Below are 23,483 nucleotides of genomic sequence, written 5' to 3'. Positions count from 1 at the left end.
CCGTCCGGGACCGCTGCGCGGCGCGGGGCCGCCCCCCCGCCCCGGGGATGGAGCCCCGCCCGGAGCGGGCGGAGCGTCCCAGGCGCGGGCCAGGGGCCCTGGCTAGCGGCAGAGCAGCGGCTCCTTGATGCTCCCGAAGAGGCGGCCCAACGGGCCGTGGTCTTGCTCCGAACACGTCCACAGGTCCTCGAGGAGCTCGCCCAGGTCGAGCCGCCCGGCGTCGGCCTGCCGGCGCGAGCGGTCGTCCCGCTCCCTGCGCCCCTCCGTCCCCGCGCCTTCGTTCCCCCGGTGGTGCCGCTCGGGCGCACGGGGAGACGGTGACGCGGCCTCCTGGCGCCGGGCGGGCTCGCCCGCACCCTGCCCGGACCGTCCGCCCGCGGGGTCGGTCCGGCGGCGGCCATCGGCCTCCCGCCCGCCGCCATCGCGGGGGCCGCCGGAGGCCCGGCCGCCGCGCCGGTCCTGGCGCCGGTCGTCCGTGTCATCCCGCCGGTCCGCGGAGGGCCGGCGGACCGCCGGCGGCGCCGGCTGCACCGTCCCCTGGGCCGACCGGTCGTCGGCCAGCCGTTGCGCGCGGCCCTGCTCGCCGCGGCCCCGACCGCCGCCGTCCCCGCCGTCCGCCGTGCCGCGCCCCCTCTCGGCGGGCCCCGGGCGGCCCGCCACCACCCCCGGCCCGCGGGTCCCTTCGGCGCCGCCCTGGCCGCGCCCCGCCCCCTCCGTGGCCGGGCGCGACGGCGACCCGGCCTCCGCCGGGATGGGGCGGAGCAGCAGAAGTCCCCGCACGATGCCGTCGATCTGCCGGCCGAGCAGGTCGACCAGCTGCAGCCCGATCACCGGGGACGGGAGCGCGCCGTCCCCCGCTCCGGCCGCGGCGGGCCCCCGCGATCCGCCCTGCGCTGCGGAGTCGGCGGCCGCCCCGCGGCCCGACGGGGATGCGGGCCGACCCTGCCCCGGCACCCGGCGGGAGCCAGGGCCCGGGGCGGCGGCGCCGCCCGCGGTCGCCGCCCCGTCCGCCACGACCCCTGGGCTCGGTGCCGCCGACCACGCCCGGTGCAACTGCTCCGGCGGCAGGTCGGCCAGCTCCGCCAACGCCCGCCGGACCGCCTCCGGACCCTCCCCGCCGGCCTGGACGCCGCCGATCTGCTGGATCCGGGCGCCGAGCAGCGCCGCGACCTGGAACAGCGACATCCCGGTCCGCCGGGCCAGCTGGGCGAGGCGCACCCCCACCTCCGGATCCTCGACGGCGATGACGGCGGCAGCCGCGGGCTCGGTGCCCCGATCCAGCAGCCGCGCCGTGCCCCATTGGGCGCGCCCCACCGCCTGCCGCACCGCCGGCGGCAGCCCGAGCCCCTCCGCCAACGGAGCGGCGGCGATGACCACCACGCCGGGCTGCATCCCCGGCTGCCCCAGGGCCCGCTCGATCAGCCCCACGATGGCCCGGTCCACCGGCACCCCGGCCCACGCCACGGGCTCCACCAGCGCCACCGCCTCGCGCGTGAGGGGCTCAACGCCCAGCACCACCGCCCACGCATCGGTCACCAGGCCCACCCGGGCGGGGTCCAGGTCCACCGTGACGTACCCGGCCGGCTGGGCGGCCGCCGGGGTGACCAGGAAGCCGCTGAAGACGCCGACCAGCAGCGCCGCGGCCGCCGACCAGACGATCAGCCGCCGCCAGGGCGACCGGCGGGCGGGCACCGGGTCGAGGACCACCTCCTGCCCCACCTGCCATCGGCGACCGCGCAGGGGCACGCGCAGGAACTCGCCGCCCTCCCGCAGGACGACGGCGCTGTCCCCGTCGATCTCCAGCACCACCGCCTTGGCCCCCATCGGCCCTGCCCGCCTCCCCCGACCGGCTGGATCGCGGCGCCCCGCCCCGTTACTCCCTACGCAGCGGAAGCACCCGCTGCGGGGGTGGTTCTCCCGTCGCTTCGCGGATTCCCGCTCATGCCACGTACTCCTGCAGGTATACATAGTCGCCCATGAGGATCAGGGCAACGGCCACGATGTACTTGCGCTGTCGCTCCAGGGTCTTGCGGGAGGCCTGCACCAGGGGGTCGGCCGCCAGCTCCCGCAGGGGCAGGGTGCGGTTCTTGAGGAGGGCTTCCCGGTAGGCGGGAACCGTGGCCAGGCGCCGGGCGACCTGGATCGCCCGGTCGCGGGCGTCCTTGTGCTTCGGACAGCTCTCCACGAGGTCGCTGAACCGGATGCCGAACTGGGCCAGCTCCTGCTGCAGCCGCAGGATCTCCTGACGCCGCTCCCAGGCCTCCTCCGCCAGGGCATGGCGGTCCAGGGCCGCCTGGATGTCCACCTGGTTGACGGGATGGCCGTCCTCGTCCTCCGTCTCCAGATCGCTGAAGGGGACCGCCACCCGGGTCGCGGTCTGCTTGCGGAAGTGATCGATGAGCCGGCGCTTGATCACCGTCTCGGCGAAGGCGATGAAGTTGTTGCCCCGGCGGGCGTCGAAGCGATCGATGGCCTCGTTGAAGGCCAGGAGCCCGATGCTGATCTCCTCGTCCTGGCCGGGGTGCAGGTAGCGGCCGCAGACGCGGGACGCCACCTTGAGGACGAAGGGAGTGTACGCCCGGATCAGCTCGTTGCGGGCGTCGTCGTCCCCCGCCTTGGCCGCGACGATCAGCTGGTCCGTCCCCAGGGGGCTGGCACCCATGGCTCCACCCCGTCGGCTGGCTCCCCTCCGGGGCGGCCGGGTCCTTCCCGCTCCTGCCGCCCCATGCCCGCACGGCGTCCGCCTCGGCCGCCCCGCGCTCCCCCCGCCCCCTCACCCGCTGCACCGACCCGGCAGGCCGTCCCGCGCGGCCGGCGGACCCGCGCCGTCCCCGCCGCGCAGGCGCCCGCGCATCCGCCAGGGGCACCTCCGGACGGTGGCGTGGCGCGCCGGCGGCGCCACCGCCGGCAACCGCCCCGGAGACGACGCCACCGCCCCCGACCGCCCCCGAGGCGACGCCACCGCCGGATGCTGCCCGGGACCGGCCGCCGGCGGCTGACGCCTCCCGATCAGGCCATCGCCCGCTACCGCCCCCGGAACAGCAGGTTCAGCACCAGGGTCAGGAGCAAGCTCAGGACCAGCGAGCTGGCGAGGGGGAAGAAGAAGGTGAAGTTGCCGCGCCGGATGACGATGTCCCCCGGCAGGCCGCCGAAGCCCACGCGCCCGGCCAGCCACAGCACCAGGCCGAAGGCGGCGAGCCCGAGCCCCATGATCACCAGCCAGCGTCCGATCTCGCTCATCCCCACCGTCCTCACCCGTCCTCGACCCGCGGGTCCAAGGCGGGCGAGGGGCTGCCCCCTCGCCCGCCTTCTCGAACGAAGTTTACAACATTGTGACGAAATCTTTACAGACCCGCCAGCCGCTGCTGTGGATCCGCCGCGGCCCCGGCTCCCGACGAACCGGCCGCGCCGGCCGCGGTCCCCTCCTCGAGGCTGGGGGGCACCGGCAATCCCAGGTGCTCGTACGCGCGACGCGCCAGCACCCGCCCGCGCGGCGTCCGCTGGAGGAATCCCATCTGCATCAGATACGGCTCGTAGACGTCCTCGATGGTCTCCGGCTCCTCGCCGATGGCCGCCGCCAGGGTCTCCAGGCCGACCGGCCCGCCGCCGTAGTGCTCCGCCATCACCGTCAGCAGCCGCCGGTCCGCGCGATCGAGCCCCAGCGGGTCGACCTCCATCAGGTCCAGGCCCGCCCGGGCCACCTCGGCGGTGATCACGCCGTCGGCCCGCACCTGGGCGTAGTCGCGCAGCCGCCGCAGCAGCCGGTTGGCGACCCGCGGCGTGCCGCGCGCCCGCCGGGCCACCTCCTCGGCCCCCTCGGGATCGATGGGTACGCCGAGGATCCGCGCCGAACGCAGGACGATCTGGACCAGCTCCTCCGGGCGGTAGTACTCGAGGCGCAGGAGCACCCCGAACCGGTCGCGCAGCGGTCCCGTGAGCCGACCCGCCCGGGTGGTCGCCCCCACCAGGGTGAAGCGGGGCAGGTCGATGCGCAGCGAGCGCGCCGCCGGCCCCTTGCCGATGATCAGGTCGAGGGCGAAGTCCTCCATGGCGGGGTAGAGGACCTCCTCGACCGGCCGGGGCAACCGGTGGATCTCGTCGATGAACAGCACGTCCCGGTCGTTGAGGTTGGTCAGCAGCGCGGCCAGGTCCCCGGCCCGCTCGATGGCCGGTCCCGAGGTCATGCGAAAGCCCACGCCCAGCTCGCGGGCGATCACGTGGGCCAGCGACGTCTTGCCCAAGCCCGGCGGCCCGTAGAGAAGCACGTGATCCAGCGCGTCGCCGCGCTCCCGCGCCGCCTGGATGTAGATCGCCAGCCTCTCCTTGACCGCCTCCTGGCCGGGGAAGTCGGCCAGGGACTGGGGCCGCAGGCCCGCCTCGAGGGGCGCATCCCCGGGCTGCAGCCGGCTGGAGACCACCCGTTCCTCTTCGATCATCGGCCCGCACCTCCCGCCGCGCGGGCGCCGCCCAGCACCCGCAGCGCCGCCCGCACCCACGCGGCCGCGGGGGCGTCCGGTTCGACCTCAGCGGCGGCCGCGGCCAGGGCGCCCTCCGCTTCGACACGGGTGTAGCCCAGGGCCTCCAGCGCCGCCATCGCATCGGCCCGGGGGGACTGCTCGCCCCCCAGCGGTCCCGGGCCAGGACGACCGACGGGTTCTGCGCCCGGCGAGGCGCCCCCGCCCGCGCCTGCGGCCGCGGGCTCCCCCAGCCGGTCGCGCAGCTCCATCACCATGCGCCGCGCCAGCTTCGGCCCGACCCCGGGCGCCCGGGTCAAGGGCGCCGGATCCTGCAGCACCGCGGCCCGTCGCAGCTCCTCCGGCGTGAGCACCGAGAGCACCGCCAGCGCGACCCGGGGGCCCACCCCGCTGACGGCCAGGAGGGCGTCGAAGGCCGCCTGTTCGTCCGCGGTGGCGAACCCGTAGAGCGCCCATTGCTCCTCCCGCACCACGAGCCGGGTGAGGAGCCGAACGGGCTCGCCCACCCCAGGGAGCCGCCGCTGGGTCTGGCGGGAGACGGCCACGCGAAAGCCGACCCCGCCCACGTCGATCCACACCTCGTCGCCGGCCACGGCCGCCAGCCGGCCGCGCAGGAAGGCGATCACGCGCCGACCCCCCCGCCGCCGGCCGACGGCCGCCCGCCCGGGGCCGTGGCGCCCCCTCCCTCCCCGCCGCCGGCCGGCCGCACCGCCCCGGCCACCGCCGCGGCACCCGGCGCCCAGGCGGGCTCCGTCGCCGCCCCACCCCCCGCCCAGGCCGACGTCCGGGCGTGGAGGCAGCAGACCGCCACCGCCAGCGCATCCGCCGCGTCGTCGGGTACCGGCGGACGGGCCATGCCGAGCAGCGCCTGGACCATGCGCTGGACCTGGTCCTTGGCCGCGCGGCCGTAGCCGACCACCGCCTGCTTCACCTCATGGGGCGCGTACTCGTACACGGGAAGGCCGGCCTGGGCCGCGGCCAGCAGGGCGACGCCCCGGGCCTGGCCCACGTGCAGGGCGCTGGACCGGTTCTTCTGGAGGAACAGGCGCTCCACCGCCATGGCGTGGGGCCGGTGCCGGCGGATCAGCTCCCCGAGATCGCGGTGGATGGCCGCCAGCCGCAGCGCCGCCGGCTGGCCCGCCGGCGTCCGGATCACGCCGTACGCGACGGGGACCAGCGTCGTGCCGGAGACCGCCACGATCCCGAAGCCCATGGTGGCCGTCCCCGGGTCGATGCCCAGCACCCGCACCGCCATCCCTCCCGTCCAACCTGGGTTCTTCGACGGGGGGACGACGCTTCCTTGCGGTTGCCAGGGTGGCCGCCAGCGGTCCGGGACGTGGGATGAGGCAGCGCCTTCCGGGGGTGAGGCGCGCCTTCCGGGGGTGAGCCGGTGCACAGGGAAGCAGGGGACGAAGCAGGCTTCCCCGTCGACCCGGGCCCGCGACGGCCGCCGACGGCCCCGGCCGCGCGGCCGTGCGCCACGCCGTGCGGCACTCGTGACGTCGCGAGGCGCTCCAGACGTCGTGGGGCGCTCCAGACGCCGTGGGGCTCTCCCGCGCGGGCCATGGGCTCGCGGCGCGAGCCGCTCCAGCGCGCGGCCTGCGCTAGGGCGTGAGGCTCTCCAGGACGTGCCAGGCCTCCCCGTCGCCTTCGACCACCAGCCCCTGTTCCAGGCGCCGGCGATCCCCGGGGAGCAGGCGCTCGGCGGGAAGGTCGGTGAGCAGGCGCAACGGCCCGAGGTCCCGCCCCTGGCGCCCGGGCCGGCCGTAGAAGACGGCCACGTGTCCCTGGTGGAGGCGGACGGTGCGGTACCGCAACCAGGCGGCAGGCGGACACGGACCCGGCCGCTGGCGCTCGAGCACGATGCGATCCGGCGTGGCCTGCGCCAGCCGCCACGTGTCCCGGCTGCGCAGGAGGTCCGACAGGCGCCAGCCGGTCTCCACCGGCGTGGGCGGCCGCTCGGTCTCCAGCACCGCCTCGCCGCAGGCGGGGTAGCGCGTGCGCTCGACCAGCCGGGTGTCCGGCGTCAGGGTCAGGTTCACCAGCGGGGACGCCCGCCGGCGCGACGGCGTCCCGCCTTGGCCGCGGTCCGCCGCGTCCTGGCGCCACCAGTAGGCGCCGACCCCGACCCCGGCCAGGATGGCCGCCGCCAACAGCGTCGCCGCCACGGCATGCCTCCGCGCCATCGCCGCGGGCCGCCTCCCCAGCCGCTCCGCATCCGCCGTCGCGGGCGGTCTTCCGCGGCCCAGGATGCCCCGCAGTACACGCGCCTATGCGCCGCCGGACGGCCTCCCCGTGCAGCGCCGCGCCGGTCGCGTCCCCTCCGCGAAGGTCAGGGCGCCGCCCGCCGAGGTCAGGACTCCACCAGCATCTCGTCGGGCAGCTCGAAGTTGCCGTAGATCTCCTGGACGTCGTCGTGGTCCTCCAGCGCGTCCAAGAGGCGCAGGAGCTGCTCCGCCTCCTTGCCCTCGACCTTGACCTCGGTCTTGGGCACCATGCGCAGCGCCGCGTCCTCGATGGGCACGCCGGCCTTCTCCAGCGCCTCCCGCACCCGGTGGAGGTCGTCGGGGTCGGTGTAGATCGTGTAGAAGCCGTCGTCCTGCTTGAGGTCCTCCGCCCCCGCCTCCACCGCCAGCAACAGCAGGTCGTCCTCGCCGGGCGCCCCCTGGGTCGGCACGGTGATGACGCCCTTGCGGTCGAACATCCATGCCACGCACCCGCTCTCGCCCAGGTTGCCCCCATGCTTGGCGAAGATGTGCCGGATCTCGCTGGCGCTGCGGTTGCGGTTGTCCGTCAGGATCTCCAGCATCAGGGCCACGCCGCCCGGGCCGTAGCCCTCGTAGATCAGCTCCTCGTAGGCGTCGGCCTCGGACTGGCCCAGGCCGCGCTTGATCGCGCGCTCGATGTTCTCCGCGGGCATGCTGAACTGCCGGGCCCGCTCCAGGGCCAGCCGCAGGCGCGGGTTGGCGTCGGGGTCGCCGCCGCCCTGGCGCACGGCGGTGATGATCTCCCGCGAGAGCTTGGAGAAGATCTTCCCCTTCTTGGCATCCTGGCGAGCCTTGCGGTGCTTTCGGTTCGCCCACTTGGAATGCCCTGCCATGCCTCCATCCTCCCGCAGACCGTCACCACGTTGCCACCGCCACCACGTTCCGAATCCTTTCCGTGTGACCGCGATGGTTCCGTCCGTCCTGCCGAGGTCGCATCGTCCGGTCCGGCCCGCCGGTCGCACCCCGTATCGGGCCGGCGACCGGGCAACCCTGGGGCAGCGGCGTGGGGCGCCGGCCCTGCAGCGCGTCGGCCGCCGCCGGATCCCGGCCCGCGATCCGACCGCGGCCCGCACGCCGACCGCGGGCCGCGCCTGCCCCACGCCGCGCCCGTTCGCCGCGCCCTATTGTAGCACGGCCGCCCCCAGGCGCCCGGGACGGCCCTCACCCGCCCTCGTCCCGCACGAAGGCGGCCAGGTCCTCCATCATCGACAGGTAGCGCTCGCCCGTGTCGGGCATCACCGCCAGCACCCGGCGGCCGGGGCCCAGCTCCCGCGCCACCTGGCGCGCCGCCCAGGCCGCGGCCCCGGACGAGATCCCCAGCAAGAGCCCCTCCTCCCGCGCCAGTCGCCGCATCATGACCACCGCGTCCTCGTCGCGCACCGGGATCACCCGGTCGATCACCGCCCGGTTCAGCACCCGCGGGACGAACCCGGCCCCGATGCCCTGGATCCGGTGCGGACCCGGCTCGCCGCCCGAGAGCACGGCCGAGTAGGCCGGTTCGACCGCCACCACCAGGCATCCCGGCAGGCGCTCCTTGAGCACCTCCCCGACACCCGTCAGCGTCCCGCCGGTGCCCACCCCGGCGACGAAGGCGTCTAGCCGCCCCTCCATCTGCTCGAGGATCTCCTCGGCGGTGGTCCGGCGGTGGACCTCGGGGTTGGCGGGGTTGTCGAACTGCATCGGCATGAAATACGTAGGGTGTTCGGCCACCAGCTCCTCCGCCTTGCGGATGGCGCCGGCCATCCCGTCGGCGCCCGGCGTCAGCACCAGCTCGGCGCCGTAGGCGCGCAGCAGGGCCCGCCGCTCCAGGGACATCGTCTCGGGCATGACCAGGATCAACCGGTAGCCCTTGACCGCCGCCACCATCGCCAGGCCGATGCCGGTGTTGCCGCTGGTGGGCTCCACGATGGTGTACCCCGGCTTGAGCCGTCCCTCCCGCTCGGCGGCCTCGATCATGCTGAGGGCGATGCGGTCCTTGACGGAACCGGCGGGGTTGTAGGACTCCAGCTTGACCCAGACCTCGGCGGCGTCGCGCGGGATCACGCGGTTCAGGCGCACCACCGGCGTGCCGCCGATCAGCTGCAGCACGTCGCTCGCCACCCGTCCGGCCTGCACCTTCGCGTCGGCCAATGCCGCGACCTCCCATGGGCAGAGTGGCGTCCCGGTCGCCGGCGCCGGGACCGGCGGGAAGGGCGCTCGGCCGCCTTCCCGGCCAGCGCACGCCTCCCCGCCGCCTCCAGCATACCAGGAGGGGGAGGGACGCGACCGCCCGGGGCGCAGCCGCCCCGCGCCCGGCGGAGGCCGACGGGGGAGCGGCGGGGGTCACGAGCCGGGGGCCGCGCCCGCCCCGCCGCCGGCCCCGGGCGCCGTCCCCGGCCACGGCGCGATCCAGGGCGGCACCTCGCCGGGGATCACCGTCTCCACCAGCGGCACCGGCACCTGGACGGGGACGGTGTCGCCGTAGAGGGGGATGACGACCCGCACGGCGGTGCGGATCACCAGGACCACGCGATGCCGGACCTGGTTGATCCCGGCGCCGTCGAACCGGCTCTCCACGTCCACGTCGACGCGACCGAGGGGGAGGATGCGGACGTCGATGGCCGGGCCTCGCCCGGCCAACAGCTCGGTGCCCAGGAACGCCCCCAGCGGGATCGCCACGGGGTCGTCGCGCAGGGCGTCCAGCCGGTCCTGGACCGCGCGCATGACCCGGGCCTGGATGTCCACGATCAGCGGCGTGTTGACCTGGACGAACACGGGGCGGCCGCCGTCGTACTGGACCCGCACCACGTCATCGGGCCGGTAACGGCCCGCGACCTCCGCCTCCACGGCGGCGGCGATCGCCTCCACCGCCCGGATCTCGGCCTCCCGGCGGGCGGCGGCCATCAGGGCGGGGGCCAGGGCCCGCTCCACCGCCCACACCATCCACAAGCCACCCAGGACCGCCACCACCAGGAGCGTCCACCGGCCGGGGCGGATCCGCGGCGACCAGCCCCACCCCCGCCGGTTCCTCCGGCGCACGTAGGCCACGGGCGTCACCATCCCGGGACCGGCGCCAACCGGCGCGACACGCGGTCCCGGGCTATGTCTATGCGCCGCCGGGCAGGCGCAGCCTTGCGAACCGCCGCTTGCCCACCTGCAGCACGGCGCCGTCGGCGGGGGCCAGCGCCGCGTGGGGGTCGGTGATGCGCCGGCCGTCCAGGCGCACCGCCCCCTGCTCGATCAGCCGGCGCGCCTCGCTGTTGGAGGGCGCCATCCCGGCCACCCGCAACAGGCGCACGGCGTCGAGCCGCGGGGCGGGCAGGGTGACCTCGGGCATCGCGGCGGGCAGCTCGTGGCGGCTGAACACGCGGAGGAACTCCTCCTGGGCCGCGTCGGCTGCTGCCTTCCCGTGGTACATGCGCACCAGGGCGTGGGCCAGCCGCAGCTTCGCGTCCCGGGGGTTGACGGTCCCCTCCGCCATGCCCCGCTCCAGGCGACGGATCTCGTCCATGTCCAGGTCGGTGGCCAGGACCATGTACTTGACGATCAGCGGGTCGGGGATGGACATGGTCTTGCCGAACATCTCGCCCGGCGGCTCGGCGATGCCGATGTAGTTCCCCAGCGACTTGGACATCTTGTCCCTGCCGTCGGTGCCCTCTAGCAGCGGCATGAGCAGCGCCACCTGGGGCTCCTGGCCGTACTCGCGCTGGATCTCGCGGCCCACCAGCAGGTTGAACTTCTGGTCGGTGCCGCCCAGCTCCACGTCGGCCCGCACGGCCACCGAGTCGTAGGCCTGCGCCAAGGGGTAGAGGAACTCGTGGATCGCGATGGGCCGCCCCTCCCGGTAGCGCTGGGCGAAGTCGTCCCGCTCCAGCATGCGCGCCACCGTGTACTTGGCGGCCAGGCGCACCACGTCGGCGAAGGTCATGGCCCCCAGCCACCGGTCGTTGAAGGTCAGCTCGGTGCGCTCCATGTCCAGGATGCGGCCCAGCTGCTCGGCGTACGTCCGCGCGTTCTCCCGCACCTGCTCCTCCGTCAGCTGGGGGCGGGTCACCGACTTGCCCGTGGGGTCGCCGATGCGTCCGGTGAAGTCGCCGATGATCAGCACCACCTGGTGGCCCAGGTCCTGGAACTGGCGCAGCTTGCGCAGGACCACGGTGTGCCCCAGGTGCAGGTCGGGTGCCGTGGGGTCGAGGCCGAGCTTGACCCGGAGCGGACGCCCGGTGCGGACGGAACGCTCGAGCTTCCGCAGCAGCTCGTCCTCGGTGACGATCTCCGCCGCCCCGCGCCGCAGCACCTCCAGCTGCTCGCGGGGCGAGAGGGCCGTCTCGGCGCGTCGGGCCATGGCCTTCCCCCGTACCCCTTCCTTCCCGCTGGGATTCCTTCCCCGCGTCCGCCGCGTCGCCGCGTCCCGGGCAGGGTCAAAGAGGCGGACCCGCGCGGCCCCAAGCCGCGCTCCGCCGACCCGCCGCCCCGCCGGCCGGGCGGCGCCCCAGCCCCGACCCCCTGGGCGCGGGGCCGCGACCCGGGGGGACAGGGGACACGGCGGCGACGGGACGACCCCGGCGCCCCAGCCGGCGCGGCGCTGGCACGAACGTAATATAACCGGTACGGACTGACAAGGCGAGCCGGGCGGGGACCGGCGCCGCCCCGGAGGGGCGGAGGGCGGCCGGGCCCGCCCCGGCCCCGCAACATCGCCATGGTATAATCGGCAGGACGAACCGGCCCCCGCCGGTCGCCGGCCTGCCCCGGTGGCCGAGGGGGCGGACGCGGGGCCCGGAGGAGAGCATCCGGAGGGGGAGGGACCTGCGTGGCCGGTTATCCCCATGGGTCGGGGGCCGGCGGCCGTGGCCCCCGGCGACGCAACCCCTGGTGGCGGCGCGTGCGCTGGATGCGGCTGTTCCTGTTCCTGGTGTTCCTCTTCGGCATCAGCGGCACCATGCTGGCGGCCGGGTTCATGGTGGGCGCGGTGCGCGCCATGGGCCCCATCACCGCCCTGCGGCCCCAGGTGGCGCAGACCTCCTTCATCTACGACCGCCACGGCGAGCTGCTGACGGAGATCCAGGGCCCCGAGAACCGCATCGTCGTGCCGCTGGAGCGGATCCCCGAGCACGTGCGCAACGCCTTCATCGCCATCGAGGACGAGCGGTTCTACGAGCACTTCGGGGTCGACCCCATCGGCATCGCCCGCGCGGTGATCAACAACCTGCGCGGGGGTCACCTGCAGGGGGCCAGCACCATCACCCAGCAGCTGGCCCGGAGCGCCTTCCTGACCCAGGAGCGCACCTGGCGGCGGAAGATCCAGGAGGCGATCCTGGCCATCGAGCTGGAGCGCCGGTTCACCAAGGACGAGATCCTGGAGATGTACCTGAACCAGATCTACTTCGGCAACGGCGCCTACGGCATCCAGGCGGCCTCCTACACCTACTTCGGCAAGCCCGTCGAGGAGCTCACCATCGCCGAGGCCGCGGTGCTGGCCGGGATCCCCAAGAACCCGTCGGCCTACCCGCCGCCGCCCATCCCCGACCCCGGGGAGGAGCCGTCCAAGGAAGACCGCGAGCGTGCCGAGCACGGGCGCTGGAAGGAGCGCCAGCGCCTGGTGCTGGCCAAGATGCGGCAGCTCGGCTACATCACCGAGGAGCAGTACCAAGCGGCCCTCGAGGAGGACGTCCTGGCCAACCGGCCCAAGGTGAACACCCAGAGTCCGCGCCCCGACCAGGACGTGTTCGGTCACGTGGTGGACTACATCATCGAGGAGACGGAGCGGGTCCTGGCGGAGCAGCTGCGCGCGACCCACGGCCTGGACGCGGCGGCAGCCCAGGCGCGCGCGCGCGAGTTGCTCTACCAAGGCGGCCTGCGCATCTATTCCACCGTCGACCCGGAGCTGCAGCGGGCCGCCTACCGCGCCCAGCAGGAGCACCTGCGAGCCCTGGGCTACCCGATGCCGACCCCCGACGATCCCAACCGCGGACCGCAGGCGGCGGCGGTGCTGATCGACGTGGAGAATGCCCAGATCGTGGCCATGGTCGGCGGCCGCTCCTACGAGAAGCCGTTGGGGGGCCGGGACTGGAACTTCGCCGAGGACAGCCGACGGGGCCTGGGCTCCGCCACCAAGCCCCTCACGGCCTACGGCCCCGCGTTGGCCGCCGGCTACACGCCCGCCACGGCGGTGGACGACGTGGCGGTGGCGGTCCCCTCGGGCGGCGGCACCCACGTGATCGCCAACTTCGAACCGCGCTACTTCGGCTACACCCCCTTCCGCTTCGGACTGAAGCGGTCGATCAACACCGTCGCCGTCCGGGCGGTGCAGCTGGTCGGCGTGGACCAGGCGTGGGAGTTCGGCCGGCGCCTGGGGCTCCCGCTGGTCGACCGCGACCGGGACGTGGCGCCGCTGGCCCTGGGCAGCTTCACCGAAGGCGTCTCGCCCCTCCAGGTCGCCGACGCCTACGCCACCCTGGCCCGCGGCGGAGTGCGGGAGCCGGCCTACATCGTCGCGGAGATCCGTGACGCCCAGGGTCGGGTCCTGTACCGCCACCAGAGCCAGAAGGAGGCGGTCGTGGACGAACGGGTCGCCTACCTGCTGGCGGACATGATGCGGGAGGTCATGGAGCCCCACCGGTTCCCCACCGACAGCCGCCTGTACCGGCCGTCCACCGGCACCGGCTACAGCGTGCACAACAACTACTTCCGGCGCCCGGCGGCCGGCAAGACCGGCACCAACGACGATCGCGACGTCTGGTTCGTCGGCTTCACGCCCCAGTACGCGGCGGCCGTCTGGGTCGGGTATGCCGTGCCGGACAAAGAGACCGGCCGCCTGCCCGCCAACGCCTCGGGGGCGCGGGTGCCCGGTCCCATCTGGGGGCGCATCATGGCCGCCGCCCACCAGGGCAAGCCCGTGCGCTGGTTCGACCCGCCGGACGGCATCGTGACCGCCACGGTGTGCGCCAACACCGGGCTGCTGCCGGGCCCCCACTGCCCCGAGGACATGCGATACCGCGAGGTCTTCGCCGCGGGGACCCAGCCCACCCAGGCCGAGGACCTGTGGGTGACCCTGCCGGTGTGCGCGGAGAACCCCGAGCTGGTCTACGCCCCGGGCTGCGCGTGCACGCCGACGGAGAAGGCGTTCTTCAACCGGCCCCGGGCCGAGGTCCCGACGGGCTACCCGCAGCCGCGGGACTACGCCCTCCGGCCTCCGGATCCGACCAAGGCGTCGTGCACCACGGCGCCCGCCTTCCAGCGGGACAGGGCCCCCAACGAGATCTGGCTCACCCCCGAGGGCCCCGTGCCGGGCGAGCTCGCGGTGACCGGGGAGCCGGGCGGCACGGCGACCATCCGCATCACCGACGTGGCCGGCCGTGACCACCGGGTGACGGTCCCCCTGCCCGATCGCCAGATCCAGGTCGCCGCCTCGCAGAGCGTCGAGGTGCCGCTGACGCTGCCGGCCGAACCCGGCGACCACGAGTTCCGCGTCACCGCCACCTCCGCCGCACCCGACGGCGGCACCACGACCATGGTGGTCCGCCTACGGGTCACCGTCCGCGGCGCCGAAGCCGAGCCGGGCGGCGAGCAGGGCGAGCCAGGGGCCGGCGACGACGAAGGCGGCCGAGGCCGCGGACCGGGCGGCGGAGGCGGAGGCGTCGCCGCCACGGTGACCGTGAGGCTGGCGGGTCCGGCGACGCAGCTGCTGGCGCCGGGCGGTCCGCTGCGGGTCACGGCGGGTCAGGCCGTGCAACTGGTGATCGCCGACGGCCTCGGCCAACCCCACGAGGGCGTCCGGGTCTCCATCAACGGGCGCCCCGCCCCGGGCGGGGGCGGCCGGATCGACGTGCCGGCCGGGCAGCAGGTCACCCTCACCCTGACCTTCCGTCAGCCCGGCCGCTACCAGGTGGAGATCGACCACGACGACCACCAGGAGAGCGCCCGCGTCGTCGTCGAGGCGGTCCCGGCCCAGGGCGAGGGCGATGACGGCGGGGACGGCGACGATGAGGCGGCCGGCGGCCAGGCCGTCCTGCCCTTGGGACCGGGCGCGTGGCGGGTCGATTGGGACCGCTGGTGGGCGGGCCTCACGCGCCGGGCCGCCTGAGGGTCGCATCCCCCGGCGGATCCGCGGCCACGGGGGACCGGCATCCACCCACCGGAGGATCGGCGTCCCGGGAGACGACGATGGCTGGAGGGGGCCGGCGGTGCGCCGGCCCCCTCCTTCTACGGACCGGCCGTCCACGGCGCCCCGTCGTCCACGGCGCAGGACCCGGGGCGGACCCTGGTGGCCGGGCGGCCGCCGGCCCTTCGGCGCCGGTGCGGGTGCCGACGGGACGTGCCTGGGCCCTGGCGCCTCCACCCGCGCGGCGCGGCCGGCGTCCGGCCGAGACAGGGAGGCCCCGCGGGCTGGGGCGCGACGGCACGGTCACGCCGAGCCGTCCTTGAGCATCACCACTGTGGCGCCCGCACCGCCTTCGTTGGGCGCGCCCAGCCGGAACGAGGCCACGGCGGGGTGCTTGCGCAGGAAGTCGTGCACGGCCCGGCGCAAGGCCCCGGTCCCCTTGCCGTGGACGATCCGCACCTGGGGCGCCCCCGCCAGGAGGGCGTCGTCCAGGTACTTGTCCAACCGGGCCAGCGCCTCGTCCACCGTCAGCTGGCGCAGGTGGATCTCCGGCTGGAACTCCCGGAGCTTGGCCTGCATCAGCCGGGCCCGCTGCAGGGCGCCGGTGACGTCGTCCGCACCCGCCGCCGGCCGCTGGCGTTCCCGCTCCCGGCGGCCCTTGGCCGCGGCGCCGGCGGGGCCCCGACCGGGGCCGTCCCCCGTCCCTGCCCCCGCGGCGGCCGCCGCACCCGGGGCGGCCGCCGCGGCCGGTTCGTCCAGCAGCCGCAGGTCCGCGAGGGGCACCCGCATCCGCAGGATGCCCGCCTGCACGGTCACCGGCTCGTCCGGGTCGTCCGGAACCTCGAGGACCTCGGCCGGCTGCCGCAGGCTCAAGACCTCCACCCGGGCCCCCGGCCGCAGCCCCGCCGCCAGCCGGGCCGCGGCCCCCGCCCGCGCCTGGCGGCGGGCCTCCTGGACTTGACGGTGCACGGCCTGGGCGCGTCCCTCCAGGACGCCCAGGGTCTGCCGGCTTTGTTCCAGGGCCGCGCGGGCCTCGGCGAGGGCCTGGGCCGCCGCGGCCTCCCACCCGTCGCCGGTAGTGCTGTCGCCGTCCACCGCAGCCGGACCGCGCCCCCCGTCGAGGGCCCCCGCGTCGGCGTCCCCATCCCCGTCACCGGGCGGCGCGGGGCGCAGGACGCCGGACCGCAGCGCCCGGCGCCGCTCCTCCAGCTCCGCCAGGGCCGCCTCGAGCCGGCCCATGGCCGCCCGCAGCTGCGCCACCAGCCCCTCCGTCTGGCGCCGGGCCTCCCGCACCGCCGCGCCCATCTCCTGCTCGAGCGCCTCCAGGCGCGCCCGGTGCTCCTGGCGCTGCGCCTCGAGCTCGCGGAGGCGCTCCTGGCGGAGCGCCTCCGCCTCCCGCCGCCTGGCCTCGGCCTCCGCCCGCAACGCCGCGGTCTCCCGGCGGTCCGCCTCCATGGCGGCGATGAGCTCCTCGACCCGGTGGGCTCCCGCCCCCATGACCTGCCGCGCCCGCTCGAGGATCGGCTCGGGCAGGCCCAGGCGCCGGGCGATGGCCAGGGCCATGCTCTTGCCGGGTAGGCCGATCCACAGGCGGTAGGTGGGCCGCAGGGTCTCGGGATCGAACTCGACGCTGGCGTTCTCCACCCCGGGCTGCTGGTAGGCGTAGGCCTTGAGGGCGCTGTAGTGGGTGGTGGCCACCACCAGGCAGCCGCGGTCGCGGAAGTGCTCGAGCAGGGCGATGGCCAGGGCCGCGCCCTCGTCGGGATCGGTGCCGGCCCCGATCTCGTCCAGCAGCACCAGCGCACCCGGACGGGCCGCACGCGCGAACCCGACGATGGCGCTCATGTGGGACGAGAAGGTGCTCAGGCTCTGCTCGATGCTCTGCTCGTCGCCCACGTCGCAGAAGATCTGGGGGAACACCCCCAGGGCGCTGCCGGGCGCCGCGGGGATGTGGAGCCCCGCCTGGTGCATCAGGGCGAGCAACCCCACGGTCTTCAGGGTCACCGTCTTGCCACCGGTATTGGGCCCGGTGATCACCAGGGCGTCGAACCCGGTCCCCTCGCCGAGCCACACGTCGATGGGCACCGCGCCCGGCCCGAGCAGCGGGTGGCGCGCCCGCTTGAGGTCGACCCGCGGCCGGTCCAGGGTCTCGGGCCGCTCGGCCCGCATGACCAAGGCCAGCCGGCCCCGGGCGAAGATGGCGTCCAGCTCCGCCAGCTCCTCCAACGTCGCGGCCAGCTCGTCGCCCACCGCCGCCACCCGGCGGGTGAGCTCGGCCAGGATGCGCTCCACCTCCTCCTGCTCCTCGGCCTCCGCCTCCCGCAGGCGGTTGCCGAGTTCGACCACCGCCATGGGCTCGATGAACAGCGTGGCGCCGCTGGCCGACTGGTCGTGGACCACGCCGGGCACCTGCGCCCGGGCCTCGGCCTTCACCGGCAGGACGAACCGGCCCCGCCGCTGGGTGACCAGCGGCTCCTGCAGCGCGGCGGCCCACTGCGGGGAGCGCACCATCGCCTCCAACCGCTGCCGGATGGCCGCCTCGAGATCCGCCAGTCGTCGGCGCAGGCTCGCCAGGCGCGGGCTGGCCTCGTCGCGCACGCGGCCGTCGTCGCCGATGGCCGCTGCCACGGCTTCCTCCAGTTCGGGCTGGGGCACCAGGCGAGCGGCTCGGGCAGCCAGCCGCGGGCAGGCGTTCTCGCGGTTGAGCAAGAAGGCCCGCAGCCGCCGGGCGCCCCGCGCCGTCGCCGCCACCGCCAGGAGTTCGTCGGGGGCCAGGGTGCCGCCCTTGGCCGCCCGCTGGAGGGAGCGGCGAATGTCGGCCAGGCCGCCCAGGGGCACCTCGCCTTCCCGCTCCAGCAGGCGGGCGGCCTCTTCCGTCTCCGCCTGCCGCTCGCGCACGGCGTCGGGATCGGTCAGGGGCTCGAGGGCGCGGCAACGCTCGGCCCCCAAAGAAAAACTGGCCTGGGCGGCCAGACGTTCCAGGATCTTCCCGTACTCCAGCCGATCGAGACTGCGTGGATCCATCTCGGTCTCCCCGGGCGGCGTCCGTGGCGTGCGGCGGACCCGTCGCCCCGCGCTCCACCGCCCCCTACCGAACCATAGTCCAGCGACCCGCGGGCTGGCAATCCGCCGGGCCCGCCGCGCGCCCCCAACCGCATGGGAACCGGACGGCGCGCGGTCCGGCGCGCCCCTCCCCTCGGCGCCGGTCGACACCCGCCGCCCTCGTCTCGCATCCTCGTCCCATGTCGCCAAATCGTCGGACGTCCTTCTCCCCTCGGCCGGCCCGTTGCCTGAGGACCCACGGGCTACGGTCGCCCCCCTCCCGCCCCGGGGCCGGCCCCGTGGCCGCCGCCGGCGGCATCCGCCCGCGGCCGCGGTCGACTCCCCTTGGGGGCGGTCAGCCAGCGGAACAGGGCCTCGGGCTCCAGCCCGTTGAGCACCTGCCCGGGTCCGATCTGACCGCGTCGCGCCACCTTCACCCCGAGCACCACCTGGGCGAGCTGCTCGGCGGCATGGGCATCGGTGTCGATCACCAGCCATGTCCCGGCCTCCGCCGCCCGGCGGGCCCAGGCGGCCGGCAGGTCCAGGCGCTCCGGTGAGGCGTTGATCTCCAGGGCGGTGCCCGTCCGCGCCGCCGCCTGGATCACGGCCTCCAGGTCGACCGCGTACGGGTCGCGCAGGCCGAGGCGGCGTCCCGTGGGGTGGGCGATGATGTCCACATGGGGGTGCTCCACCGCCGCCAGCAGGCGCTCGGTCATGGCCTGCCGGTCCAGGTGCAGGTGGGTGTGGACCGAGGCCACCACCACGTCCAGCCGGGCCAGGATCTCATCGGGGTAGTCCAGGCGCCCGTCCTTGAGGATGTCCACCTCCGCGCCCTTGAGGATGCGGAAGCCGGCCCCCTCCTCGGCCAGGGCGGCGTTGAGGGCGTCGATCTCCGCCCACTGGGCCTCCAGCTCCGCGACCTCCAGCCCGTGGGCCACCTTGAGCGAGCGGCTATGGTCGCAGATGGCCAGGTAGCGGTACCCGCGGGCCCGGGCGGCCGCGGCCATCTCGGCGATGGAGGCCGCCCCGTCGCTCCAGCGGCTGTGGACGTGCAGGTCCCCCCGCAGGTGGCCCACCGTCACCAGCTCCGGGAGCCGACCCGCCTCGGCCCACCCGATCTCGCCCGCGCCCTCCCGCAGCTCGGGCGGGATGGGCAGAAGGCCCAGGAGCCGATACAACGCCGCCTCGTCGTCCGTCGTCCCCTCCCGCGCTGCGCCGGCGGATGCGGGGCGGCCGCCGCCGGGCCGGACGGGACCGGCCGCCGCCGGGGCCGCGAGCTTCCCCGCAGCCGACGGCCACAGCCCGGCCGGCTCCAGCCGCCAACCCCGTCGCGCCGCTCGCTCCCTCAGCTGGGCCCAGTGGGTCGCGCTGCCCGTGGCGTAGAGCAAGGCCGTCGCCCGGGCGGCCGGATGCGCCACCCACACCCGAACCGGCCAGCCGCGCGCGGCCACGCCGTCGACCACCGGCAGGGAGCCCTGGCCTCCCGCGCCCGGGGCGGCCTCCCCCGCCTCCGCCGCCCCCGATGGCGGGGTGCGGTGGGGCGCCGGGCGTCCGTCCGCGGCGGTCTCGGATCGGCCCGAGCTGGGGGCTGCGGCGGCGTCGTCCCCGCCGCCCGCCGTCGCCCCGCCGCCCTGCAGCCACCGGCCGACGGCGCGGACGGCGGCCGCCGGCTCGTCGGCGAGCACCACGACTTCGACGGCCTCCACCTGCTCCACGCCGCGGCGCGCCTCCCCCGCCGGCAGGACCTCCCTCACCCCCGGCAGGGCGGCCAGTTCCTCCGCCAGCGCCTCCGCGGCCGCCAGCGCCTCGCCCAGGGTCAGGCGGCGGCCTTCCCGCTCGAGGTGCGCCAGCGCCTCCCGCAGCCGGCGGGCCCGCGCCTCGCCGAAACCCGGCAGGGCGGCCACCCGACCGTCCTCCAGGGCCTCCCGCAGCGACGCGACGGAGTCGATCCCCAGCTCGTGGTACAGGCGGCCGGCGGTGCGCGGGCCGAGACCGGGGATGGCCAGCAGGGCCTGGACGCCCGCCGGCACCCGGGCCCGCAACTCGTCGAGGAGGCGCGTGGAACCGGTGGCGTAGAAGTCGCGGATCTTGGCGGCGATGGCGGGGCCGATGCCGGGCAGGGCCTGCAGGCGGTCGCCCTCCAGGTACTCGCGCAGGTCGTCCCGCAGGGCGGAGACGGTGCGGGCCGCGCGGCGATAGGCGCCGGCCTTGCGCGCCTCCGTGCCGTCGATCTCCAGGAGGTCGGCGATCTCCTCCAGCAGGGCGGCGACCCGCTTGTTGGTCATCGGGGGATGGGCCGGAGGCGTCGTCTCGCCGGGCGCGTCGCCCGGGACCGCGGGGGTCACCGACCATCCCCGCCGAAGGGCGTGGCGTTGGGCGGCAGGCCCGCAGACCCCCCGGCGGAGGCTCCATCGGCCGGCGTCGTGCCGCGGGCGGTCCCGCCGCCCCCGCCCGCCGCCCCCGCTGCGCCTGTGCCGCCCGGGCGGCCGTTGAGCTCGCGCTTGCGGCGGTCCCACTCGCGCTCGAGCATGCCGAGCACGCGCTGGTACTGGTCTTCCAGCTTGCTGAGCTCGTCGGCCAGGTTGATGGCAGCCAGGACGGCGATGCGGGTGATGCCCAGCCGGGGGTGGCGCTTGGCGATCTCGTTCATCCGCCGGTCGACCATGTCCGCCAGGCGCTCCATGTACTCCGGGCGGGCGTCCCCGCGCAGGACGTACTCCTCCCCGAAGATCTTGACCGTCACCCGGTGGATCGTCCCCTCGCCCTCCCGGCTGCCGGCCGGTGGCACGTCACGCATGTCCGGGCCCCTCCCGCGATAGTGCTTCGGGCATCGACCGCGGTTTCCTCCCCCCATCTTGCTGCCGGCGCGATCCGACCTCGGGCGATCCGCCCTGCCCGGATGCGGCGATACGGCGCCCCCGGCCGTCGGAGGCGCCGCCTGCCCCGGTGCGCTGCGCCTCGACGAGGAGGGGCGCATCGGGGACACCGGCCGGGCCGGCCTCGAGCCCCGCCCCGTCGTGGGCTCCGCCCCGGCGCAGGCCCCGACGCCTACGAGCGCAACGTCAGCCCCATGCCGGCCAGCGCCTCCCGCACCCGTTGGTGCACCCGGTCGACCTCGGCGTCGGTCAGGGTGCGGTCGGCCGCTCGATAGACCAGGGCGAAGGCGAGGCTCACCTGGCCCTCCGGCACCGGCTTGCCGGTGTACCGGTCGAACAGGCGCACCGCCTCCAAGAGCGGCCCCGCCGCCTGTCGGATGCGGCCGGCGATGGTGGCCGCGGGCAGGTCGCCGGGCGCCAACACGGCGATGTCGCGGCGGATCGCGGGGAACCGGGGGATGGGCCGGTAGGTCGGCACCGGACGGACCGCCGGCAAGAGCGCCTCCAGATCCAGTTCGGCCGCCACCGGTCGCTCCCCCAGATCCCACGCCGCCGCGACCCGGGGATGCAGCTCGCCCAGCCAGCCCACCCGGCGCCCGTCCACCTCGAGGACCGCCGCCCGTCCCGGGTGCAGCCAGGGCTCGTCCGTCCGCTCCCAGCCCACGGCGGCCGCATCGACCCCCAGTTGCTCCAGCAGCGTCTCGACGACGCCCTTCACGGTGAAGAAGTCCACCGGTCGCCCGGGCTCCGCCCAGTGCAAGCCGCCCAGCTCGCCGTAGCCCGCCACGCCGATGCGCACCGGCTCCTCGGGCAGGTCGGCCAGGGGCAGCGCCTCGGGGACGAACACGGCCCCCACCTCGTACACCAGGGCCCCCGGCTGCTGCCGCCGGGCGTTGTAGGCCAAGACGTCCAGCAGCCCGGGCAGGAGGGTGGTGCGCAGCAGGCTGTGTTCCTCCGCCAACGGATGCAGCAGGGGGATGGCCCGGCGCCACGGGTGGTCCGGCGGCAGCCGCAGGGCATCCCACGCCTGGGGGCGGGTGAAGGCCCAGCTGACCACCTCCTGGGCACCGGCCTGCGCCAGCGCCTCCCGGGCCTGCCAGGTCAGGCGCAGCCGGGGGGAGACCTCGTCGCCGGCCGGCCGACCGGCGGGCAGCTCCGCCGGGATGCGGTCGAGCCCGTAGACCCGGCCCACTTCCTCGGCCAGGTCGACCTCGCCCTCGATATCGGTACGATAGGAAGGGACATCCACCGCCCCCGCCGCCGCATCGACCCGGAAGCCGAGCCGCTGCAGGCTCCCGGCCAGCGTCGCGTCGTCCAGGTCGACCCCCAGCCACTGGCGCAGGCGCTGGGGACGCCAGGGCAGCCGCCGCGGCGGGAAGCGCCGGGTGCGGACGACGGCGGCACCGGGCAGCGGCCGCCCCGCGCCCACCGCCGCCAGCAGGGCCATGGCCCGGGCCGACGCCCGCTCCACCGCGGCCGGGTCCACCCCCTTCTCGAACCGCTGGGCCGCCTCGCTGAGCAGGCCGTGGCGGCGGGCCGTGACCCGCACCCGGCGCGGGTCGAACCAGGCGGACTCCAGCAGGACGACCCGCGTGGCGGGGGTGATGGCGGAGTTGGCGCCGCCCATCACCCCGGCCAGGCCGATGGCGCGGCGGGCGTCGGCGATGACCAGGTCGCGGGGCTCGAGGACCCGCTCCCGCCCGTCCAGGGTGACCAGGACCTCGCCCGCCATCGCCGACCGCACGACCACCGTGCGGTCGGCGATGGCGTCGCCGTCGAAGGCGTGCAGCGGCTGGCCCAGCTCCAGCATGACGTAGTTGGTCACGTCCACGATGCGGTCGATGGGGCGCATCCCCGCGGCCACCAGGCGCCGCCGCACCCACAGGGGCGAGCCGCCGGCCCGCACGTCCACCAGCACCCGGGCGACGTAGAGCCCGCACCCCTCCGGATCGGCGACCCGCACCCGGACGGGCCACGGGCCGCCCAGGGCGGCCTCGGCCGGGGCCGCGGCACCGGGGGCGTCCGTCACCGGTTGCGACGAGCCGGGGGCCGGTTCGTCGGTCCGTCCCGTCCCCGGTCCTGACGGCTCCTCCTCCCCCGGGCCGCCGGCGCCGTGCTCCCCGGGGTATCGCCACCGGCGCCCGGTGGCGGCCGCCAGCTCCCGGGCCACGCCCAGGATGCTCTGGCAGTGGCTGGCGTAGTTGGGGGTCAGGCTGAGCTCCAGGACCTCGTCCCGCCAGCCGAGCCACTCGGCCAGGTCCGTGCCCGCGGACGGCACCGCCGCCGGGTCGCCGGCCAGCGCCGCCAGGTCCGCCAGCCCCTCGCGGTCGGCGGGCTGATCCCCCAGGCCGAGCTCGGCCAGGGAGCACATCATGCCCTGGGACGCCAGGCCGCGCACCTCGCGCACGCCGATGGTCGTCCCGTCCGGCAGGACGGCGCCCGGCAGGGCCATGGCCACCGCCATCCCGGGCCGGGCGTTGGGCGCGCCCGTCACCACCGTCAGCCGTCCGGCGCGCGGGCCCGCGTCGACCCGACACACCTTGAGGTCGGCGGCCTCGGGGTGGGGTTCGACCGCCTCGATCCGCGCGGCCACCACCCCCGTCGCACCCGGAGCCACCGTCGCCACGGCCTCCACCTCGAGCCCCAGGTTCGTCAGCAGCTCGGCGACGGTGCGGGCGTCCTCCTCCAGCTCGATGCACTCCCGCAGCCACTGGATCGGCACGCGCACGCTGCTGCTCCTCCC

The 23,483-nt window shown here is 76.0% G+C and carries 16 protein-coding genes; 1 reads left to right on the top strand and 15 read right to left on the bottom strand.

Annotated elements, in window-relative coordinates:
* Positions 1-102: 102 nt before the first annotated feature.
* The 11 genes from Q5761_RS04175 to tyrS all read right to left on the bottom strand — a co-directional run bounded on the left by Q5761_RS04175 (position 103) and on the right by tyrS (position 11,066).
* On the bottom strand, positions 103-1,824 hold the full coding sequence (locus tag Q5761_RS04175) for an anti-sigma factor domain-containing protein (RefSeq protein WP_318751313.1): 1,722 nt from the start codon (positions 1,822-1,824) through the stop codon (positions 103-105).
* Positions 1,825-1,939: 115 nt separating this feature from the next.
* Complete coding sequence (sigI, locus tag Q5761_RS04170; protein ID WP_135225216.1) at positions 1,940-2,662, bottom strand: RNA polymerase sigma factor SigI; 723 nt, start codon at positions 2,660-2,662, stop codon at positions 1,940-1,942.
* 362 nt (positions 2,663-3,024) lie between these two features.
* On the bottom strand, positions 3,025-3,240 hold the full coding sequence (locus tag Q5761_RS04165) for a DUF2905 domain-containing protein (RefSeq protein ID WP_167758892.1): 216 nt from the start codon (positions 3,238-3,240) through the stop codon (positions 3,025-3,027).
* Between the two features lie 104 nt (positions 3,241-3,344).
* On the bottom strand, positions 3,345-4,436 hold the full coding sequence (gene ruvB, locus Q5761_RS04160) for a Holliday junction branch migration DNA helicase RuvB (RefSeq protein ID WP_318751312.1): 1,092 nt from the start codon (positions 4,434-4,436) through the stop codon (positions 3,345-3,347).
* Positions 4,433-5,101 carry a Holliday junction branch migration protein RuvA gene (ruvA, locus tag Q5761_RS04155; RefSeq protein WP_318751311.1) on the bottom strand — a complete coding sequence of 223 codons (669 nt, stop codon included), beginning with the start codon at positions 5,099-5,101 and terminating at the stop codon, positions 4,433-4,435. Before ruvA ends, ruvB begins: the two co-directional genes overlap by 4 nt.
* Positions 5,098-5,724, bottom strand: coding sequence for a crossover junction endodeoxyribonuclease RuvC (ruvC, locus tag Q5761_RS04150; RefSeq protein ID WP_135225212.1), 627 nt, complete (start codon positions 5,722-5,724; stop codon positions 5,098-5,100). The genes ruvA and ruvC overlap by 4 nt, the downstream gene beginning before the upstream one ends.
* 355 nt (positions 5,725-6,079) lie before the next feature.
* On the bottom strand, positions 6,080-6,661 hold the full coding sequence (locus Q5761_RS04145) for a hypothetical protein (RefSeq protein WP_135225211.1): 582 nt from the start codon (positions 6,659-6,661) through the stop codon (positions 6,080-6,082).
* A 167-nt stretch (positions 6,662-6,828) separates the two neighbouring features.
* The gene (locus Q5761_RS04140; protein ID WP_135225210.1) at positions 6,829-7,575 is read right to left on the bottom strand and encodes a YebC/PmpR family DNA-binding transcriptional regulator; all 747 of its coding nucleotides are present in this window, start codon (positions 7,573-7,575) and stop codon (positions 6,829-6,831) included.
* A 328-nt stretch (positions 7,576-7,903) separates the two neighbouring features.
* Positions 7,904-8,872 (bottom strand): cysteine synthase A, encoded by a 969-nt coding sequence (gene cysK / locus Q5761_RS04135; protein WP_135225209.1) that lies wholly within the window; start codon positions 8,870-8,872, stop codon positions 7,904-7,906.
* 192 nt (positions 8,873-9,064) lie between these two features.
* Positions 9,065-9,769 carry a sporulation protein YunB gene (yunB, locus tag Q5761_RS04130; RefSeq protein ID WP_318751310.1) on the bottom strand — a complete coding sequence of 235 codons (705 nt, stop codon included), beginning with the start codon at positions 9,767-9,769 and terminating at the stop codon, positions 9,065-9,067.
* 58 nt (positions 9,770-9,827) lie between these two features.
* Entirely contained in the window at positions 9,828-11,066 is a 1,239-nt protein-coding gene (tyrS, locus tag Q5761_RS04125; protein WP_318751309.1) for a tyrosine--tRNA ligase, read from the bottom strand.
* Positions 11,067-11,531: 465 nt separating this feature from the next.
* Between tyrS and Q5761_RS04120 the strand changes: the two genes are divergently transcribed.
* Entirely contained in the window at positions 11,532-14,804 is a 3,273-nt protein-coding gene (locus Q5761_RS04120) for a PBP1A family penicillin-binding protein (RefSeq protein WP_318751308.1), read from the top strand.
* Positions 14,805-15,125: 321 nt separating this feature from the next.
* On the opposite strand, the gene Q5761_RS04115 is transcribed toward Q5761_RS04120, so the two are convergent.
* The 4 genes from Q5761_RS04115 to pheT form a co-directional block, all read right to left on the bottom strand.
* The gene (locus tag Q5761_RS04115) at positions 15,126-17,846 is read right to left on the bottom strand and encodes an endonuclease MutS2 (RefSeq protein ID WP_318751307.1); all 2,721 of its coding nucleotides are present in this window, start codon (positions 17,844-17,846) and stop codon (positions 15,126-15,128) included.
* A gap of 281 nt (positions 17,847-18,127) precedes the next feature.
* On the bottom strand, positions 18,128-20,209 hold the full coding sequence (locus tag Q5761_RS04110; protein WP_318751306.1) for a PHP domain-containing protein: 2,082 nt from the start codon (positions 20,207-20,209) through the stop codon (positions 18,128-18,130).
* Complete coding sequence (locus Q5761_RS04105; RefSeq protein ID WP_243123247.1) at positions 20,206-20,661, bottom strand: cell division protein ZapA; 456 nt, start codon at positions 20,659-20,661, stop codon at positions 20,206-20,208. The genes Q5761_RS04110 and Q5761_RS04105 overlap by 4 nt, the downstream gene beginning before the upstream one ends.
* A 251-nt stretch (positions 20,662-20,912) precedes the next feature.
* On the bottom strand, positions 20,913-23,468 hold the full coding sequence (pheT, locus tag Q5761_RS04100; RefSeq protein WP_318751305.1) for a phenylalanine--tRNA ligase subunit beta: 2,556 nt from the start codon (positions 23,466-23,468) through the stop codon (positions 20,913-20,915).
* Positions 23,469-23,483 lie beyond the last annotated feature (15 nt).

Origin of the sequence: Thermaerobacter composti (assembly GCF_033582035.1) — a bacterium.
Classification (GTDB): Bacteria; Bacillota; Sulfobacillia; order Thermaerobacterales; family Thermaerobacteraceae; genus Thermaerobacter; species Thermaerobacter composti.
This window is presented reverse-complemented; position numbering and strand designations above follow the sequence as displayed.

What these genes read in the sequence shown, in the direction of transcription:
- Q5761_RS04175 (WP_318751313.1), bottom strand. Translation starts at nt 1,824, where the DNA reads ATGGGGGCCAAGGCGGTGGTGCTGGAGATCGACGGGGACAGCGCCGTC.
- sigI (WP_135225216.1), bottom strand. Translation starts at nt 2,662, where the DNA reads ATGGGTGCCAGCCCCCTGGGGACGGACCAGCTGATCGTCGCGGCCAAG.
- Q5761_RS04165 (WP_167758892.1), bottom strand. Translation starts at nt 3,240, where the DNA reads ATGAGCGAGATCGGACGCTGGCTGGTGATCATGGGGCTCGGGCTCGCC.
- ruvB (WP_318751312.1), bottom strand. Translation starts at nt 4,436, where the DNA reads ATGATCGAAGAGGAACGGGTGGTCTCCAGCCGGCTGCAGCCCGGGGAT.
- Q5761_RS04145 (WP_135225211.1), bottom strand. Translation starts at nt 6,661, where the DNA reads ATGGCGCGGAGGCATGCCGTGGCGGCGACGCTGTTGGCGGCGGCCATC.
- Q5761_RS04140 (WP_135225210.1), bottom strand. Translation starts at nt 7,575, where the DNA reads ATGGCAGGGCATTCCAAGTGGGCGAACCGAAAGCACCGCAAGGCTCGC.
- tyrS (WP_318751309.1), bottom strand. Translation starts at nt 11,066, where the DNA reads ATGGCCCGACGCGCCGAGACGGCCCTCTCGCCCCGCGAGCAGCTGGAG.
- Q5761_RS04115 (WP_318751307.1), bottom strand. Translation starts at nt 17,846, where the DNA reads ATGGATCCACGCAGTCTCGATCGGCTGGAGTACGGGAAGATCCTGGAA.
- Q5761_RS04105 (WP_243123247.1), bottom strand. Translation starts at nt 20,661, where the DNA reads ATGCGTGACGTGCCACCGGCCGGCAGCCGGGAGGGCGAGGGGACGATC.